Origin of the sequence: Ochrobactrum sp. EDr1-4 (assembly GCF_049199085.1) — a bacterium.
In the GTDB taxonomy this organism is placed as follows: Bacteria; Pseudomonadota; Alphaproteobacteria; order Rhizobiales; family Rhizobiaceae; genus Brucella.
In genome coordinates, this window is the sequence record NZ_JBLZOF010000003.1 from 210,628 (window position 1) to 226,496 (window position 15,869).

Genomic DNA, 15,869 nt, shown 5'->3' on the forward strand with positions numbered 1-15,869 from the left:
AGACGTCTTAGAGGAACTTCAGAGCGCTACGGCCTGCATAGCGAGCCTGCTTGCCAAGTTCTTCTTCGATGCGGATGAGCTGGTTGTACTTTGCAGTACGATCCGAACGCGCCAGCGAGCCAGTCTTGATCTGACCGCAGTTGGTTGCAACTGCGAGATCGGCAATGGTCGAGTCTTCTGTTTCGCCCGAGCGGTGCGACATGACAGAGGTGTAACCAGCCTTGTGAGCGGTTTCGACAGCATCCAGCGTTTCGCTGAGCGAGCCAATCTGGTTGACCTTAACGAGGATCGAGTTGGCAACGCCCATCTTGATACCATCGCGCAGACGTGCCGAGTTGGTGACGAACAGATCATCGCCAACGAGCTGGCACTTGTCGCCGATCAGGTCGGTCAGGTATTTCCAACCTTCCCAGTCGTCTTCAGCCATACCGTCTTCAATCGACACGATTGGGTATTCAGCAGCGAGCTTTGCGAGATACTCAGCCTGCGCCTTTGGATCACGGGTCTTGCTTTCGCCTTCATAGACGTAGTTGCCGCCCTTGAAGAACTCAGTTGCCGCGCAATCAAGACCAATTGCAATGTCTACGCCCGGCTTGAAGCCAGCTTTTTCGATCGATTCGACAACGAAATCGAGCGCTGCTTCTGCACTGAGCAGGTTTGGCGCAAAACCGCCTTCATCACCAACATTGGTGTTGTGGCCAGCATCTTTCAAACGCTTCTTGAGCGTGTGGAAAACTTCCGCACCATAACGAACAGCTTCACGGAACGACGGAGCGCCAACCGGAATAATCATGAATTCCTGAAAATCGATTGGATTATCAGCATGAGCGCCGCCATTGATAATGTTCATCATTGGAACCGGCAGAACGTGAGCGTTCGCACCGCCAACATAACGATAGAGCGGCAGGCCAGAAGCCTGTGCCGCAGCCTTAGCAACAGCAAGTGAAACGCCGAGAATCGCGTTTGCACCGAGATTGCCCTTGTTTGGTGTGCCATCAAGTTCGATCAGCGTCTGATCGATGAGCAACTGATTTTCAGCGTCGAGACCAGCGATTGCATCAAAAATCTTGCCATTGACTGCTTCAACAGCCTTTTCAACGCCCTTACCGAGATAACGGCTGCCGCCGTCGCGAAGCTCTACAGCTTCATGCGCGCCTGTCGATGCGCCCGATGGCACAGCAGCGCGGCCAAAAGAGCCGTCTTCGAGGTAAACGTCGACTTCGACGGTTGGGTTACCGCGGCTGTCGAGAATTTCGCGACCAACGATGTCGATGATTGCAGTCATAGGGGCAAGTCCTTCCCTGTAGGTAGCCCCGCTTTGTTGCAAGGCACATTGAAGAAATTCAATTTCAGGTCTTCATTACAGACATTTAAGGCGGAGGAAAATCCCCCGCCTGTGAATTCTTGATGAATTTTAAATCGATTTAGCAATTCTGTCGAATGCCATGAGCTTTTCAAGCAATGCAGGCATTTTGTCGATGGGCACCATGTTGGGGCCATCGGACGGCGCATTGTCTGGGTCTTCGTGCGTTTCGATGAACACACCAGCCACACCAACAGCCACAGCAGCGCTTGCAAGCGTTTGAACAAACTCACGCTGGCCACCTGACGAGCCACCCTGACCGCCCGGCTGCTGCACAGAGTGAGTCGCATCGAAAATCACTGGTGAACCAAAACCAGCCATGATCGGCAGCGAGCGCATATCGGACACCAGCGTATTGTAGCCAAAGGATGCACCGCGCTCAGTTGCCATCACATTTGGATTACCATTTTCGGTGATCTTCGCCAGCACGTTCTTCATGTCCCAAGGCGCCAGAAACTGGCCCTTCTTGACGTTGATCGCGCGGCCAGTCTTGGCTGCTGCAACCAGAAGATCAGTCTGACGGCAAAGAAATGCCGGGATTTGCAGAACATCGACAACTTCGGCAACTTCCGAACACTGATGTTCATTGTGAATGTCTGTGAGAACCGGAAACCCAAATTCTTTTTTGAGGTCTGCAAAGACTTCGAGCGCTTTATCCAGACCAATGCCGCGCTGTGCGCTCAGCGACGTGCGGTTGGCTTTGTCAAAGCTCGACTTGTAAACGAGACCAATACCAAGCTTGCTGGTGATTTCAACCAGACGCCCAGCCATCTCAAAAGCGTGTTCCCGTGTTTCCATCTGACAAGGCCCAGCAATCAATGCCAGCGGCGCAGTGTTTGAGAACGTTACATTGCCGATTTTTACAGCAGGATTGGCGGTCGTCATGATTGGAAACCTTCAACTATTACAAGTGCCTCAGAGGCACCTTATCTGGCGTGCGAATTGATCAAAAACAAGGCGCGGGTAATTGCCGCACAAATGAAACGCGCCACGACAAGCATGTCTCCAAAAAGTGGGAACCGGTTTTTGGATAAAGACATGCGAAAAACAAAGGCGTATCGCGCGTAAAGTAAAACGCGCCCCATAAGGGCGCGTAAGAGCTTTAAACCAGTCTGCCCTGCTCCATCGCGGCTGCGATGAAGGAGGCGAAGAGTGGGTGCGGTTCAAATGGGCGAGACTTCAATTCCGGGTGATACTGAACGCCAATGAACCAAGGATGATCGGCATATTCGACTGTTTCCGGCAGAACACCGTCCGGCGACATGCCTGAGAAGATCAGGCCGCTTTCTTCAAGGCGATCCTTATAGTCAACATTCACCTCATAACGGTGACGGTGACGTTCGGAAATATCGGTCGAACCGTAAATCTCAGCAATACGCGTTCCAGCCTTAAGCGTGGATTCATATGCGCCAAGACGCATCGTTCCGCCAAGATCGCCTGATTTGGTGCGCTTTTCGAGCATATTACCCTTGAGCCACTCAGTCATCAGACCAACGACTGGTTCTTTGGTCGGGCCAAACTCGGTCGAAGATGCATTCTCGATACCAGCGAGATTACGCGCTGCTTCAAGACATGCCATCTGCATACCAAAGCAAATGCCGAAATAAGGCACCTTATGTTCGCGTGCGAACTTGGCCGCAAGAATCTTGCCTTCTGCACCACGCTCACCAAAGCCGCCCGGCACCAGAATGCCGTGAACTTTTTCGAGATATGGCGATGGATCTTCGCTTTCAAAGACTTCCGCTTCGATCCAGTCGAGATTGACCTTCACCTTGTTGGCAATGCCGCCATGCTGAAGCGCTTCGATCAGCGACTTATACGCATCTTTCAGCTCGGTATATTTGCCGACAACGGCAATGGTGACTTCGCCTTCAGGATTGTGAAGAAGGTCAGAAATACCTTCCCAACGCTCCATGCGCGGCTTTGGTGCAGGCTCAATGCCGAATGCTGCAAGAACTTCGTTGTCGAGACCTTCTTTATGATAGGCAATCGGCACATCATAAATGGTCGAGACGTCGAGCGCCTGAATAACTGCGCTTTCACGCACGTTACAGAACAACGACAGCTTGCGACGTTCAGAAGCCGGAATCTCACGATCTGCACGAACCAGAAGAATGTCCGGAGCAATACCGATTGAGCGCAGTTCCTTGACCGAATGCTGTGTTGGCTTGGTTTTGAGTTCACCTGCCGCAGGAATATACGGCATCAATGTCAGATGGATATAGACCGCGCTGCTGCGTGGCAGTTCGTTGCCAAGCTGACGAATCGCTTCAAGGAACGGCATGGCTTCGATATCGCCAACCGTGCCGCCGATTTCGCATAACACGAAATCATATTCGTCATTGCCTTCAAGGATGAAGTTTTTGATTTCATCCGTAACGTGAGGAATGACCTGAACCGTCGCACCGAGATAATCGCCGCGGCGTTCTTTTTCGATGATATTGCGGTAAATACGACCCGTCGTAATATTATCCCGCTGATTAGCAGGACGACCGGTGAACCGCTCGTAATGGCCCAGATCAAGGTCTGTTTCGGCACCATCGTCAGTGACGAACACCTCACCATGCTGGTAAGGCGACATCGTGCCGGGGTCGACGTTCAGATAAGGGTCGAGTTTACGGATACGCACGCGGTAACCACGTGCCTGAAGGAGTGCAGCCAATGCTGCTGCGGCAATGCCTTTTCCGAGGGAAGAAACCACGCCGCCTGTGATGAATACATATCGCGCCATGGGCTTATGTCGTTAGACCCTTCTGATTGATTCCGCCACTAAAAAAATGGGAATCAATGTTTTTTCCATCAAAATCGCGCCCGAACTGCATTGCATGCGAGAAAATCGGACGCTTCCACCGAGTTTAGTTCTGTTCGTAACATGTTATCTAAATTGATACGCGCACGAAAAAAGGCCGGGAAAATCCCGGCCTTTCGGGTAGTTTACAAAAAAATCAGAGGACGACGACTTTTGCGCCCATACCAACGCGGTCATAGAGATCCATGACGTCTTCGTTGGTCATACGGAAACAACCGTTGGAAGCAGGGCTTCCGATTGTCCATGGCTGAGTCGTGCCATGAATACGGATGTAAGTATCTTTGTTGCCCTGAAACAGATACATGGCGCGCGAACCCAACGGGTTGCCCGGACCGCCATCCATGCCATTTTTATAACGACCGTACTGCGTAGGATTACGCTCAATCATTTCTTTGGTCGGAATCCAGCGTGGCCATTCGCGCTTAGCGTTGATGTTCGCAGTTCCCTTGAATTCGAGGCCAACTTTACCAACAGCAATCCCGTAGCGGCGTGCACTGCCCGAGCTTTCGACGAGATAAAGGAAATACTTCGACGGATCGATCACGATCGTACCTGGCTCATAGCCAGTGAACGAAACGGTCTGCGCCTGATAGCGTGGATCGATGTTGTAGCGATTAAGGCCAACCTTTTTCGCAGCACCTGCATTCGAAGCGGTTTTCTTTTTCTTCTTGGCAGGCTTTGCAGTGGTATCGCTTGCAACAGCAACCTGTTGCACAGCAGTCGCAGCAGCATCAAGCTCAGCTTCTGCGCCAGCAGCACCAGCGGCGAAGCTCTGGCCTGAAAGACCGATGCAGAGGCTTGCAATACCAGCCATCAAAATAAAACGTGGAGACATGATTAGTTCCCGAAACCAGACGTAAGCGGAAAATACCTGCCGCAACATCGCGTTCAGGTTTTTCAACCCAATACGTTAATCAGCAAAATTACTCAATTATCCAGACCGCCAATACATCACGATTCGATGATCGCTATTGCCTGTGTGCAACACTTTGGGTGCTTATTACCAAAATAAAAAGGCCGATCTGAAAACAGACCGGCCTTTTAAAAAATCTGGAAACTCAGATGATCTTACTGGGAGCTTGGAACCTGCGGTGCCTGTGGCTGGGTGCTGTCAGGCTGAACGGGTGCAGGAGCTTCGCCCGAAGCAGGTGTTTCCGCTTCATTGGTACGCGAAGATTCGCCACCGAGCTGATTAAGGATGCCGCCACCCGTACCAGTTCCACCAGCAGGCGCATTTTGCGTGCTACCAGCGGCAGGGATACGGTTCAGAATGTCGGTCGGCTTTTCGCCATAACGCGCCATAATGCCGAGCGCCAGCGAAGTGATGAAAAAGCCAATCGCAAGAATAGCTGTTGTGCGGGTCAGCGCGTTTGCCGCGCCGCGAGCCGTCATAAAGCCCGAACCACCGCCGATACCAAGGCCGCCGCCTTCGGAACGCTGGATGAGCACAACGCCAACAAGCGCCAAAACGATCAACAAATGAATGACAATGACTATGGTCTGCATAGGTTAAGGTCTTTATATCTCTGGACTTATGCTTAACCGAAACGGCACTAAAACAGGCGCCCGGTTAGCGATGATACAAATAGATAGAGCGGCTCTTTACACGCTATTGCGTCATAAACCAAGCCCCGCGCCCGATATTGATTAAAGGACGCAAACACTTGTCACAAATTGCGATATGTTTCGCATATGGCGAGAAAGTCTGTGGCTTTCAAGCTGGCTCCACCAACCAAAGCACCATCAACGTCTGGAACGCTCAGCAATTCCAAGGCATTTGATGCTTTCACCGATCCGCCATATAGAAGACGGAGATGTGCACCGTTTGCACCAAAACGTTCGGTCAGCTTTTCACGCATGAATGCATGAGCAGTCCGAACATCTTGAACAGTTGGTGTCAAACCTGTGCCGATAGCCCAGACAGGCTCATATGCAACAATCGTATTTTCAGCATTTACACCTTCAGGAAGAGATACCGCGAGCTGTCCGCCAATAATATCAAGGGTCCGCTCTGCCTTGCGCTCATCAGCCGTTTCACCAACGCAGACAATCGCAACAAGACCGGCTGCCCATGCGGCTTCCGTTTTGCTGCGCACTAGCTCGCTCGCTTCACGGTGATCGGTGCGGCGCTCCGAGTGACCAAGAATGACATGGCTTGCACCAGCTTCTTTGAGCATTTGTGCCGAAACATCGCCCGTATGAGCGCCAGATACCTTCGCATGACAATCCTGTCCGCCGAGACCGACTGTCTCGCCTTCAAGCGTTTCCGCTGCGCGTGAAAGCAACGTTGCTGGAACACAGATCACGGCATCCAGTTTACGGCCAAGATCAGAACTCAAACCCGCAGCAATCGCGCGCAGTTCGGTTAGAGATTCTCCCGTACCATTCATTTTCCAGTTGCCAGCAACCAGCGGACGGATTCCCGGAGTCATGTCATTCTCCTCGCCTTGAACGACAGCAAACCGCTCAACTTTATGTAAGCAGCGCCAAATTTTGCCACTGACTAAGCGTATTCGCACAGCAATGCAACGTTCTTGGTGCTCTGCGCACAATGAGAACTTGCATCGGAACCTTTGTTAAGGTTATCCCCTCACAAGGCTTATCTTTACAGATAGCCGGGCTTTGTTTTGTTCTTAAAGGGTTTCCAATGCTCGACAGTATGCGTGATGCCGCCAAATCCTGGGTTGCTAAGCTTCTTCTTAGCCTGCTCGTCCTCAGCTTTGCGGCTTGGGGTATTACGGATGCTTTCCAGGGCGAAATGGAAGTTGATTCAGCCATCAGCGCTGGCAGTTCAAAAGTCAGCACGACTGACTATCGTTTTGCCTATGAACAGCAGCTGATGCGCCTTTCACAGCAGTTCCGCCAGCGGCTCAATCGTGAACAGGCTCAGCAGCTCGGCGTTGACCAGCAGGTTCTGGCACAGCTCGCAGCCGGTGTCGTTCTTGATGAACAAGCCCGCAACATGCAGCTCGGCCTTTCCAAGGATGGCATCGCACGTCTGACCGGCGAAGATCCGTCATTTCAGGATGCAAGCGGCAACTTCAGCCGCGCCCAGTTTGATGCAGTTCTACGCCAGTCGAACATTCGCCCACAGGATTACCTCGATAACCGCGCGAAAGTTGCTCGTCGCCAGCAAGTTGTCGAAGCTTCCACCGACGGCCTGAAAATGCCAAACACCATGCTGAAGGCATTGGCCCTTTATCAGGGTGAAAGCCGCAGTGCCGACTACATTACTATTCCAGCAGAAAAAGCCGATGCGGTCCCTGCCCCTTCGGATGAAGCGCTCAAGACTTATTTTGATGCGCACAAGGACGAATATAAAGCACCAGAATACCGCAAGATTACCTATGTGAAGCTTGAGCCTTCAGATATTACCGATCCGGCGGCCGTCACGCAGGACGAAATTAAAGAATATTACGAAAAGAACAAAAGCCGTTTCAGCACAACTGAAACCCGCACAATCGAACAGCTTAACTTTGCAGATGAAGCAGCTGCCAAAGCCGCGCACGAAAAAATCGCAGCTGGCACCAGCTTTGTCGATATCGGCAAAGAACAGGGCAAGAGCGAAAGCGATCTCGTACTCGGCACTTTTGAAAAAACTGCTCTTCCTGATTCCGTCATTGCGGATGCAGCATTTGCACTTAACGAAGGTGGCGTCAGTGATGTTGTAAAGGGTGCATTCGGCCCTGTTATTCTTCGCGTTACGACGGTTAATCCAGCAAGCGTCAAAGAACTTTCGGAAGTCGAAAAAGAAATTCGCGACACTGTAGCGACCAATATCGCAATCAGCAGCATCGGCGGCATTCACGACTCATACGAACAGCAGCGCTCCGAAGGTGGCAGCATGACAGATGTTGCCAAGGCTCTAAGCCTCAAGGCTGTGACGATTGAAGCTGTTGACGACGAAGGAAATGATCTGGCTGGTAAAGCTCTTGAGTTGCCAAACTCGGAAGCGCTTCTTGCTGCTGTATTTCAGGCCGATCAGGGTTTTGACAATGATGCGCTGACGCTCGGAAACTCTGGTTATCTCTGGTATCAGGTTGATGGAACCACACCAGCGCGTGACCGCACACTTGATGAAGTCAAGGAAAAGGTTACAGCGGCATGGAAGGGCGAAGAAGCAGTTAAGCGTCTCAATGATCGCATGGCGGAATTGAAAAAACGTCTTGATGGCGGTGAAACACTCGACGCCATCGCAGCAAGTGCAGGCGTCGAAAAGCAGACCAAGCGCGGCATCACACGCAATACCAATGATGCGGATTTCGGCTCTGCCGCAACCGCACAGGTATTCCGCGGCCCGCTTAACCACACAGGCACCGCGGGCGCTGTTTCCAATGACGGACAGCTTCTCTTCAAAGTGATTGAAGTGACCGAGCCGACCGCTGCTGGCCCAGAAGCCATTCCGGAAGACCAGCAGACCTATCTTGCAAGCACGCTGACCGACGATGTTCTCGAACAGCTGGTTGGTGAGTTGCAGAAGCAGTATCCGGTCAAGATCAACCAGACTGCCATCAACAACGCACTGGCATTCTGATAAGCGGCGGACATAAGAGAATGGCTGACTTAAAACCCTATATCGCCAAGGCTGCCACCGGCACACCACTGTCGTTCGAGGATTCTAAAGCAGCCTTCAACATTATGATGTCCGGTCAGGCCACTCCTTCGCAGATCGGTGGCTTCCTGATGGCCTTGCGTGTTCGTGGTGAAACAGTGCCGGAGATTGCCGGCGCTGTTGCTTCCATGCGTTCCCGCATGCTGCCTGTTTCAGGATCAGAAGATGCGGTCGATATTGTTGGCACCGGTGGCGATCAGTCCGGCTCCTACAATGTTTCGACCTGCTCTGCCATCGTCGTTGCGGGCGCAGGCGTGCCAGTTGCAAAACACGGCAATCGCGCACTTTCATCAAAATCAGGTGCTGCCGACGCTTTGGCAGCGCTGGGCGTCAACATCGAGGCCGATGCAAATACTATTGGGCGCAGCATTAATGAAGCTGGTCTCGGGTTCATGTTCGCGCCGATGCATCATTCTGCAATGCGGCATGTGGGGCCCTCGCGTGTCGAACTTGGCACCCGCACAATTTTTAATCTTCTCGGCCCGCTTTCAAATCCGGCTAGCGTAAAGCGCCAACTCGTTGGCGTATTCTCTGCCGAATGGGTAGAGCCACTGGCGGAAGTCCTCCAAGCTCTGGGTTCAGAAACCGCTTGGGTCGTCTATGGCGATGGCCTTGACGAAATGACCACCGCTGGCACCACAAAAATTGCAGCGCTTGAAAACGGTACGATCCGCACATTTGAGCTTCAGCCGGAAGATGTCGGGCTTCGTCGCGTCGATATGTCTGAACTCAAAGGTGGCGATGCGGAAGTTAACGCCAAGGCACTGCTTGCAGTGCTTGAAGGCGCACAGAATGCCTATCGTGACATTGTACTGCTGAATTCCGGTGCAGCTCTGGTGATTTCCGGTAAAGCAAAAGACATTAAAGACGGCATCGCACTCGCCGCGCAATCAATCGATAGCGGTGCGGCGCTGGCCGTTCTGCAAAAAGTTATCGCTGTATCAAACGACAAGCCGCTCTGACGGAGAGGATCACATTATGTCCACCGACATTCTGCGGAAAATTGAAGCCTATAAGCGCGAAGAAATCGCTGCTGCAAAGGCGTGCCTTCCACTTGATGAAGTAAAGGCACGGGCCAAGGATCAACCAGCAACGCGTGGTTTTCTCAAAGCACTCGAAGCAAAGCGCGCTGCCAACAAGTTTGCTCTTATTGCCGAGATCAAGAAGGCAAGCCCGTCAAAAGGTCTTATCCGTCCGGATTTTGATCCACCCGCATTGGCAAAAGCCTATGAAGATGGTGGTGCGGCCTGTCTTTCAGTTCTGACAGATACACCTTCGTTTCAAGGCGCACCGGAGTTTCTTACCGCCGCACGCAACGCTTGCTCACTGCCTGCGCTGCGCAAGGATTTCCTGTTCGACACTTATCAGGTCTATGAAGCGCGCAGTTGGGGTGCGGATTGCATTCTGATCATTCTGGCAAGCGTGGATGACAATGTCGCCAAAGCGCTTGAAGAAACCGCCTTTGAGCTTGGCATGGATGCGCTGATTGAAGTGCATGACGAAGAAGAAACCGAACGCGCGTTGAAACTTTCATCGCGTCTTGTTGGTGTCAATAACCGCAATCTGCGTACCTTCGAACTCGACCTCGCCGTTTCAGAGCGTCTTGCAAAAATGGTACCTTCGGACCGTCTCCTCGTCGGCGAAAGTGGCATCTTCAGCCATGATGACTGTCTGCGCCTCGAAAAGTCGAATATTGGCACATTCCTGATTGGCGAAAGCTTGATGCGCAAAGATGATGTGGCCAGCGCCACCCGCGAACTTCTGACTGGCAAGGCATAAATAATGACGGCAAAGCTCACCCATATCGACCAGACTGGTGCCGCCCATATGGTCGATGTTGGCGACAAGGCAGAGACAGACCGCGTGGCGACTGCCGAAGGTGCTGTCAGAATGAAGCCAGAAACGCTGGCGCTCATTCTGGACGGCAATGCAGCCAAAGGCGATGTCATTGGCACAGCACGGTTTGCTGGCATTATGGCGGCGAAAAAGACCGCTGATCTTATTCCGCTCTGTCATCCGCTGATGCTCACCAAAGTGTCCGTCGAGATCGAACCCGACCAAACCCTGCCCGGCTTGCGCGTGTCTGCGACCGCAAAACTAAAAGGTCGTACCGGCGTTGAAATGGAAGCACTGACTGCCGTTTCGGTCACCTGCCTGACAATCTATGACATGGCCAAAGCTGTGGATCGCCATATGGAAATTACCGATATTCGCGTTTCGGCAAAAAGCGGCGGCAAGTCGGGCGACTGGAAAGCCTGATTATCCAGACAAGAGGAAACCCCATGTCGCTGTTACCGGTCGATGAAGCCCTTGCACGCATTCTGAGTAGTGCTCAACCGCATGGAACAGAGACAATCTCGCTTTTTGAGGCGGGCGGACGGGTCGTTGCAGAAAACGTTCAGGCTAAACTACAACAGCCTCCCTTTGATTGCTCGGCGATGGATGGCTATGCGATAATCGCGCCCGAACGCATCAACTATCCCCTTGAGTTCATTGTCATCGGCGAATCAGCTGCCGGCAAACGCTTTGAAGGCGCGCTCAAACGAGGCGAAGCCGTACGCATTTTTACCGGCGCACCCATGCCCACTGGTGCTGATAGTATTGTTATTCAGGAAGATACTGAACGATCAGGTGAAAAGCTCAAGATTCGTGAGGGATTAGACGTAGGCCGCCATATCCGTCGCGCTGGCCTCGATTTTGCGCCCGGCGACGTGGTGCTACCAATCGGTCGTTCTCTTGATGCGCCAGCGCTTTCGCTTGCAGCAGCGAGCGGCAATGCAAAAATTTCAGTGTTTCGTCAGCCGCGTATCGCAATACTCGCTACCGGCGATGAACTTGTTCGGCCCGGAATAATCCCCGGCCCTGACCAGATCGTCGCCTCTAACAGTGTCGGCATTGCGGAAATCGTTCGTCGTGCAGGTGGTGAGCCGAAAGATATGGGCATCATCATTGATGATCCGGCCAAAATAGAAACAGCAATCAGCGAAGCTTTTGCAGATGGCATCGACATTCTGGTGACGATTGGTGGCGCATCCGTTGGAGATCGCGATTACGTTCACGGCGCTTTAAAGAATTGTGGTGTTGATCTCGATTTCTGGAAAATCGCAATGCGCCCCGGTAAACCGCTGATGTATGGGCGCAAAACAGTTTCTGACAAAACAGTGCATGTTATCGGGCTTCCGGGAAATCCGGTTTCCAGCCTTGTATGCAGCCTTGTTTATCTGCGCCCACTTGTCGCCAAACTTTCCGGCACGCAGCTGAACGCAGATATACGCCCAGCCAAGCTCGGTGAGGCGATGAAAGCCAATGATCACCGGCGCGACTATGTACGCTCGACCGTTAGTCAGGCATCTGACGGCACACTGATTGCAACACCTTTCCCCGTTCAGGATTCGTCGATGCTTTCGGCACTGGCTCGCTCTCAAGCATTGCTAATCCGGGATGAGCATGCCCCGGCAGCAGACGCTGGCGATGCCTGCACAATCTTGATGCTGTAAAGAACTCAGCCCCTTCTCTCGACCATTAATCATTTTAAAACCATTGCGGAACAAGACTGGAACATATAGGGTTCGTTCTGGTTTTGTTTTTATTTGATTCTGGTCCGGAGGGTATAGCGCATGTTGACCCGTAAACAGCACGAGCTTCTGCTGTTCATTCATGAACGTCTTAAAGAGACGGGCATCCCTCCGTCGTTTGACGAGATGAAAGAGGCTCTCGATTTGGCTTCAAAATCGGGCATTCATCGCCTTATTACGGCGTTGGAAGAGCGTGGTTTTATCAGACGGCTTCCCAACCGCGCTCGTGCGCTGGAAGTTCTTCGCCTGCCAGATTCAATTGCTCCGGGCTTGAACGCGCAAAAGAAGTTCGCCCCAAGTGTCATCGAAGGAAGCCTCGGCAAAGCTCCACCACCGCCGGTACGTCCTGCCCCTGTTACGGCAAATGATGACGCTCCCGCGACTGTTTCCATACCGATGATGGGGCGAATTGCAGCAGGTGTGCCAATCTCAGCAATTCAAAATCAAACACATTCTATCAGCCTGCCACTCGAAATGCTGGGCGCTGGCGAGCATTATGCGCTGGAAGTCAAAGGCGACTCGATGATTGAGGCCGGAATTTTTGATGGCGACACCGTCATCATTAAGCGCGGCGAGACAGCCAATCCGGGAGAAATCGTTGTCGCACTCGTCGATGATGAGGAAGCAACATTGAAGCGCTTCCGTCGCAAAGGTGCGTCTATTGCTCTGGAAGCAGCTAACCCCGCTTATGAAACACGCATTTTCGGTCCAGATCGTGTGCGGGTGCAGGGTAAGCTAATCGGTCTCATCCGGCGCTATTAAATGACTGCATTTTGAGGAAACGTGCAGCTCACTGTGATTCCTCTTAAGCAGTGCGATGAATTAAAGCGGCTCTGAGAATTCTGTAAGGTTTTGTGTCGCGTCGTAAGCTTTGCTTTTCTCAATGCCTGCTCTCTTTTGATATTCGCGATCAGGAAGCCCCCTCGCCGCTCGCGAATAGAGACGATGCAAATGCCACGGGCGCGTTGGCGCATCGACCGAAAAGGTCAATTGATCAGTGTAGCCGGCTAAATTAGTCGTCTTGGTTCGGGCGAAGCGGTAAATTTTATTCTCTTGCGTAATACCGTTTTCGTCATAGTTGATCGCAGAAGCGCTTACACGTAGCAGCTTATACCCCAGCCTGAGCTCCAAGGTGCCTTTTAAGGCTAGTTCCTGTCGGTCAACCATCAAAACATTGGAACGCTCACAGCTCAGTTCCTTTCCGGCTATAGCAAGAATGACGACATCACCAATGTTGCAGGCAACCTCTTTCATTCCTTCATCTGCGGTATAAGACAGCATTCTACCGTCCCGCAGCGGGATCGTGCACAAGCCTTCTTCGCAAACAAAGGCTTCCTCAGCTGATATTGGGCTCTGTTTTTTTACCACCTGCGGCGGAATAAACTCTTTAATCAGATAGGCCGTCTGCCAGTTTTGCGCAGTAAATTTTGGAGGCCTGCTACGGTTGACCGCAAAATTTCCATCGGGCAGCCGAACAGCCACAAATTTCGCATCTTCACTCACAAGAACATCTGGCAGCGGTGTTCTTATAAATATGGCAAGTCCGATCACTACGAACGGTAACGCCAACCATCGCATCCTTGTTGTAAACACAACCGCTATAACAAGCGCCAGTGTCCAGAGAATAAGCGTGCTTGCTGGCATAACACCCGGATTACCATCTGGCGAAAAGCTGGCGACAAAACTTGCAATATGTCTCACCAGTAAAACGCCAAAGCCCATAATCTGCAATGGTAGCCAATCGAGATGCAGCGGCATCAATAACAGGCTCAACACTGCGAATGGCATAACCAATATAGAGATAACGGGTAGCGCCAATACGTTGCCAACGAGTCCAAACGGAGCCGTATTATTGAAATGATAGGCTGCAAAAATTCCGCTGGCCACACCGGCAACAATAGACGTCGCTCCCGTCGCGACAGCTGGTATAAGCATTTTTGAAACGATCCCGCGCGGCTTGGCGCGACGATCTTCAATCGCTGTTTGTTTACGAGATTTCCTATCGCTCCACCAAGCAAATGCTGCAATCAGGCCTGCGGTGGCTGAAAACGACATTTGAAAGCTTGGCCCCAGAATTTCATGCGGGGAGATTGCAATCATTGCCACTGAGGCAATCGCCAAATTGCGCATACTGATCGCCGCACGGTCCGCCAACAACGCGCAGAGCATCACAACAATCATCACATAGCTTCGTTGTGCAGCGACGTCAGCACCTGACATTGCCAGATAGAACGTGCAGCTTAGAAGCGAGAGAAATGCAGCGATTTTTTTGACCGGATATCTGGCACTAAACGCTGGCGCGAGTGCGAATATTGATCGCAATGACATCATCACGACACCCGCAGCCAACACCATATGTAAACCGGAAATGGACAAGATATGCGCGAGACCCGCTTTGCGCAGATCCTCATTTGTTTCTTCACTTATCCCCGCTCGTTCTCCGGCGATCAGCGCGGCAGCAACACTCCCATCCTCGCCTGAAAGCACTTCCGCAATACGTTCAGAAACATGCACCCGTAATTGGGCGATAGCGCCCGAAATTTTAGCAAATATCTCACTTGGCGCTGGCACATCAGCGACTTTCGGTGTTCCCAAAAAGAAGCCATTCGCTCCTATCCCTCCGAAATAAGCATGAAAGGCAAAGTCGTAGTTTCCTGGTCGAACAGGGCCAGAAGGTACACGCAAGCGAGCGAAACCAGTCAAGCCGCTGCCAATTTCCGTTTTGGCTGGTATATCACGCGCGGTAATCCGGATGCGTTGCGGCGAATAGCGAAGTTTGGGTCTTTGCGTTTCAAGCAATTCGAGCGTCACACGCCAACTGCCGTTATCGCGATATTCTAAGCCGACAACTCTGCCAGTGATACGCGTTGCGACCTCAGAACCTAACAATTGCGTACTTCGTCGTTCAGTCTCGAACTTTCCCGCAACTATCCCCAATAATACCGCCAACACGAGTGTTACTGCTTGTGATACGAGGAAATATTTTCGGAATAAAAACCGTATTAAACAAACAGCCACAATAACAGACAAAATGGGCAACCATTCAGGCTCATAAGAGAGCGTGAAATAGACGACAGCTCCCAAACCCATAAAAACGGGAAAAAGAAGAAAAAATATTCCGCGCCCTATTTCACGACTGAGCGCTGCAATGAAAAGCTGACGTGAACTACTCGGCAGTTCCCGCACACGCTCGAAAGGTGTCAGTTTCCTTCCCGGTAAAGCGACGGGATAAATGTCAGCTCGTTCGTTTGGTAACCACGGTTCGGGAAGCAAGGCACGCGCAAGACCTTCAGGCATGTCTTTGACAAATGCCCGCTCGCTGACCTCTTGTCTTTCCCTTATGCCCGTCATGCCCCCGCCTGACTGCAAAAGTGCCCGCGCTTCATCTAAAGAAGCACGTCCCAACGGTGCGAAAGAATTGGGAAACGCTTGCACACCGTGCTGCCTATGCTACATGAACCACAATCAAAATCGAGAGGGTTCTCGCAATGAGAGTCCTTATCGCCCGTG

The 15,869-nt window shown here is 52.0% G+C and carries 13 protein-coding genes; 6 read left to right on the plus strand and 7 right to left on the minus strand.

The features are described 5' to 3' along the window. Positions 1–7: 7 nt before the first annotated feature. From eno to tpiA, 6 genes are all read right to left on the minus strand, one after another. The gene (eno, locus tag ACOZHT_RS12030; RefSeq protein WP_339508820.1) at positions 8–1,285 is read right to left on the minus strand and encodes a phosphopyruvate hydratase; all 1,278 of its coding nucleotides are present in this window, start codon (positions 1,283–1,285) and stop codon (positions 8–10) included. 129 nt (positions 1,286–1,414) lie between these two features. Next, the gene (gene kdsA / locus ACOZHT_RS12035; protein WP_339508821.1) at positions 1,415–2,248 is read right to left on the minus strand and encodes a 3-deoxy-8-phosphooctulonate synthase; all 834 of its coding nucleotides are present in this window, start codon (positions 2,246–2,248) and stop codon (positions 1,415–1,417) included. 217 nt (positions 2,249–2,465) lie between these two features. Continuing rightward, complete coding sequence (locus ACOZHT_RS12040; RefSeq protein ID WP_339508822.1) at positions 2,466–4,094, minus strand: CTP synthase; 1,629 nt, start codon at positions 4,092–4,094, stop codon at positions 2,466–2,468. Positions 4,095–4,308: 214 nt separating this feature from the next. Continuing rightward, the gene (locus ACOZHT_RS12045) at positions 4,309–5,007 is read right to left on the minus strand and encodes a L,D-transpeptidase (RefSeq protein WP_339508823.1); all 699 of its coding nucleotides are present in this window, start codon (positions 5,005–5,007) and stop codon (positions 4,309–4,311) included. A gap of 233 nt (positions 5,008–5,240) precedes the next feature. Further along, positions 5,241–5,678 carry a preprotein translocase subunit SecG gene (gene secG, locus ACOZHT_RS12050; protein WP_339508824.1) on the minus strand — a complete coding sequence of 146 codons (438 nt, stop codon included), beginning with the start codon at positions 5,676–5,678 and terminating at the stop codon, positions 5,241–5,243. Positions 5,679–5,839: 161 nt separating this feature from the next. Next, the gene (gene tpiA, locus ACOZHT_RS12055; protein ID WP_421565795.1) at positions 5,840–6,604 is read right to left on the minus strand and encodes a triose-phosphate isomerase; all 765 of its coding nucleotides are present in this window, start codon (positions 6,602–6,604) and stop codon (positions 5,840–5,842) included. 215 nt (positions 6,605–6,819) lie between these two features. On the opposite strand from tpiA, the gene ACOZHT_RS12060 reads away from it, so the two are divergent. The 6 genes from ACOZHT_RS12060 (at position 6,820) to lexA (ending at position 13,121) form a co-directional block, all read left to right on the plus strand. Continuing rightward, on the plus strand, positions 6,820–8,706 hold the full coding sequence (locus ACOZHT_RS12060) for a peptidyl-prolyl cis-trans isomerase (RefSeq protein WP_339508826.1): 1,887 nt from the start codon (positions 6,820–6,822) through the stop codon (positions 8,704–8,706). Positions 8,707–8,726: 20 nt separating this feature from the next. After that, positions 8,727–9,746 carry an anthranilate phosphoribosyltransferase gene (gene trpD / locus ACOZHT_RS12065; RefSeq protein WP_421565796.1) on the plus strand — a complete coding sequence of 340 codons (1,020 nt, stop codon included), beginning with the start codon at positions 8,727–8,729 and terminating at the stop codon, positions 9,744–9,746. A 16-nt stretch (positions 9,747–9,762) separates the two neighbouring features. After that, complete coding sequence (gene trpC / locus ACOZHT_RS12070) at positions 9,763–10,563, plus strand: indole-3-glycerol phosphate synthase TrpC (RefSeq protein WP_339508828.1); 801 nt, start codon at positions 9,763–9,765, stop codon at positions 10,561–10,563. Between the two features lie 3 nt (positions 10,564–10,566). Beyond that, positions 10,567–11,043 (plus strand): cyclic pyranopterin monophosphate synthase MoaC, encoded by a 477-nt coding sequence (moaC, locus tag ACOZHT_RS12075; RefSeq protein ID WP_339508829.1) that lies wholly within the window; start codon positions 10,567–10,569, stop codon positions 11,041–11,043. 23 nt (positions 11,044–11,066) lie between these two features. Then, a complete protein-coding gene (gene glp, locus ACOZHT_RS12080) occupies positions 11,067–12,281 on the plus strand; it encodes a gephyrin-like molybdotransferase Glp (protein WP_339508830.1) in 1,215 nt (404 codons plus the stop codon). 120 nt (positions 12,282–12,401) lie between these two features. Continuing rightward, positions 12,402–13,121 carry a transcriptional repressor LexA gene (gene lexA / locus ACOZHT_RS12085; RefSeq protein ID WP_339508831.1) on the plus strand — a complete coding sequence of 240 codons (720 nt, stop codon included), beginning with the start codon at positions 12,402–12,404 and terminating at the stop codon, positions 13,119–13,121. A 60-nt stretch (positions 13,122–13,181) separates the two neighbouring features. Here the strand turns inward: lexA and ACOZHT_RS12090 are convergent, their stop codons facing one another. Continuing rightward, complete coding sequence (locus ACOZHT_RS12090; RefSeq protein WP_339508832.1) at positions 13,182–15,710, minus strand: ComEC/Rec2 family competence protein; 2,529 nt, start codon at positions 15,708–15,710, stop codon at positions 13,182–13,184. Positions 15,711–15,869 lie beyond the last annotated feature (159 nt).

Bases quoted from the DNA above. Each gene is read 5' to 3' on its own strand.
- trpC (WP_339508828.1), top strand. From the start codon at position 9,763: ATGTCCACCGACATTCTGCGGAAAATTGAAGCCTATAAGCGCGAAGAA.
- eno (WP_339508820.1), bottom strand. From the start codon at position 1,285: ATGACTGCAATCATCGACATCGTTGGTCGCGAAATTCTCGACAGCCGC.
- glp (WP_339508830.1), top strand. From the start codon at position 11,067: ATGTCGCTGTTACCGGTCGATGAAGCCCTTGCACGCATTCTGAGTAGT.
- kdsA (WP_339508821.1), bottom strand. From the start codon at position 2,248: ATGACGACCGCCAATCCTGCTGTAAAAATCGGCAATGTAACGTTCTCA.
- ACOZHT_RS12060 (WP_339508826.1), top strand. From the start codon at position 6,820: ATGCTCGACAGTATGCGTGATGCCGCCAAATCCTGGGTTGCTAAGCTT.
- ACOZHT_RS12040 (WP_339508822.1), bottom strand. From the start codon at position 4,094: ATGGCGCGATATGTATTCATCACAGGCGGCGTGGTTTCTTCCCTCGGA.
- lexA (WP_339508831.1), top strand. From the start codon at position 12,402: ATGTTGACCCGTAAACAGCACGAGCTTCTGCTGTTCATTCATGAACGT.
- moaC (WP_339508829.1), top strand. From the start codon at position 10,567: ATGACGGCAAAGCTCACCCATATCGACCAGACTGGTGCCGCCCATATG.
- ACOZHT_RS12090 (WP_339508832.1), bottom strand. From the start codon at position 15,710: ATGACGGGCATAAGGGAAAGACAAGAGGTCAGCGAGCGGGCATTTGTC.
- secG (WP_339508824.1), bottom strand. From the start codon at position 5,678: ATGCAGACCATAGTCATTGTCATTCATTTGTTGATCGTTTTGGCGCTT.
- ACOZHT_RS12045 (WP_339508823.1), bottom strand. From the start codon at position 5,007: ATGTCTCCACGTTTTATTTTGATGGCTGGTATTGCAAGCCTCTGCATC.
- tpiA (WP_421565795.1), bottom strand. From the start codon at position 6,604: ATGACTCCGGGAATCCGTCCGCTGGTTGCTGGCAACTGGAAAATGAAT.
- trpD (WP_421565796.1), top strand. From the start codon at position 8,727: ATGGCTGACTTAAAACCCTATATCGCCAAGGCTGCCACCGGCACACCA.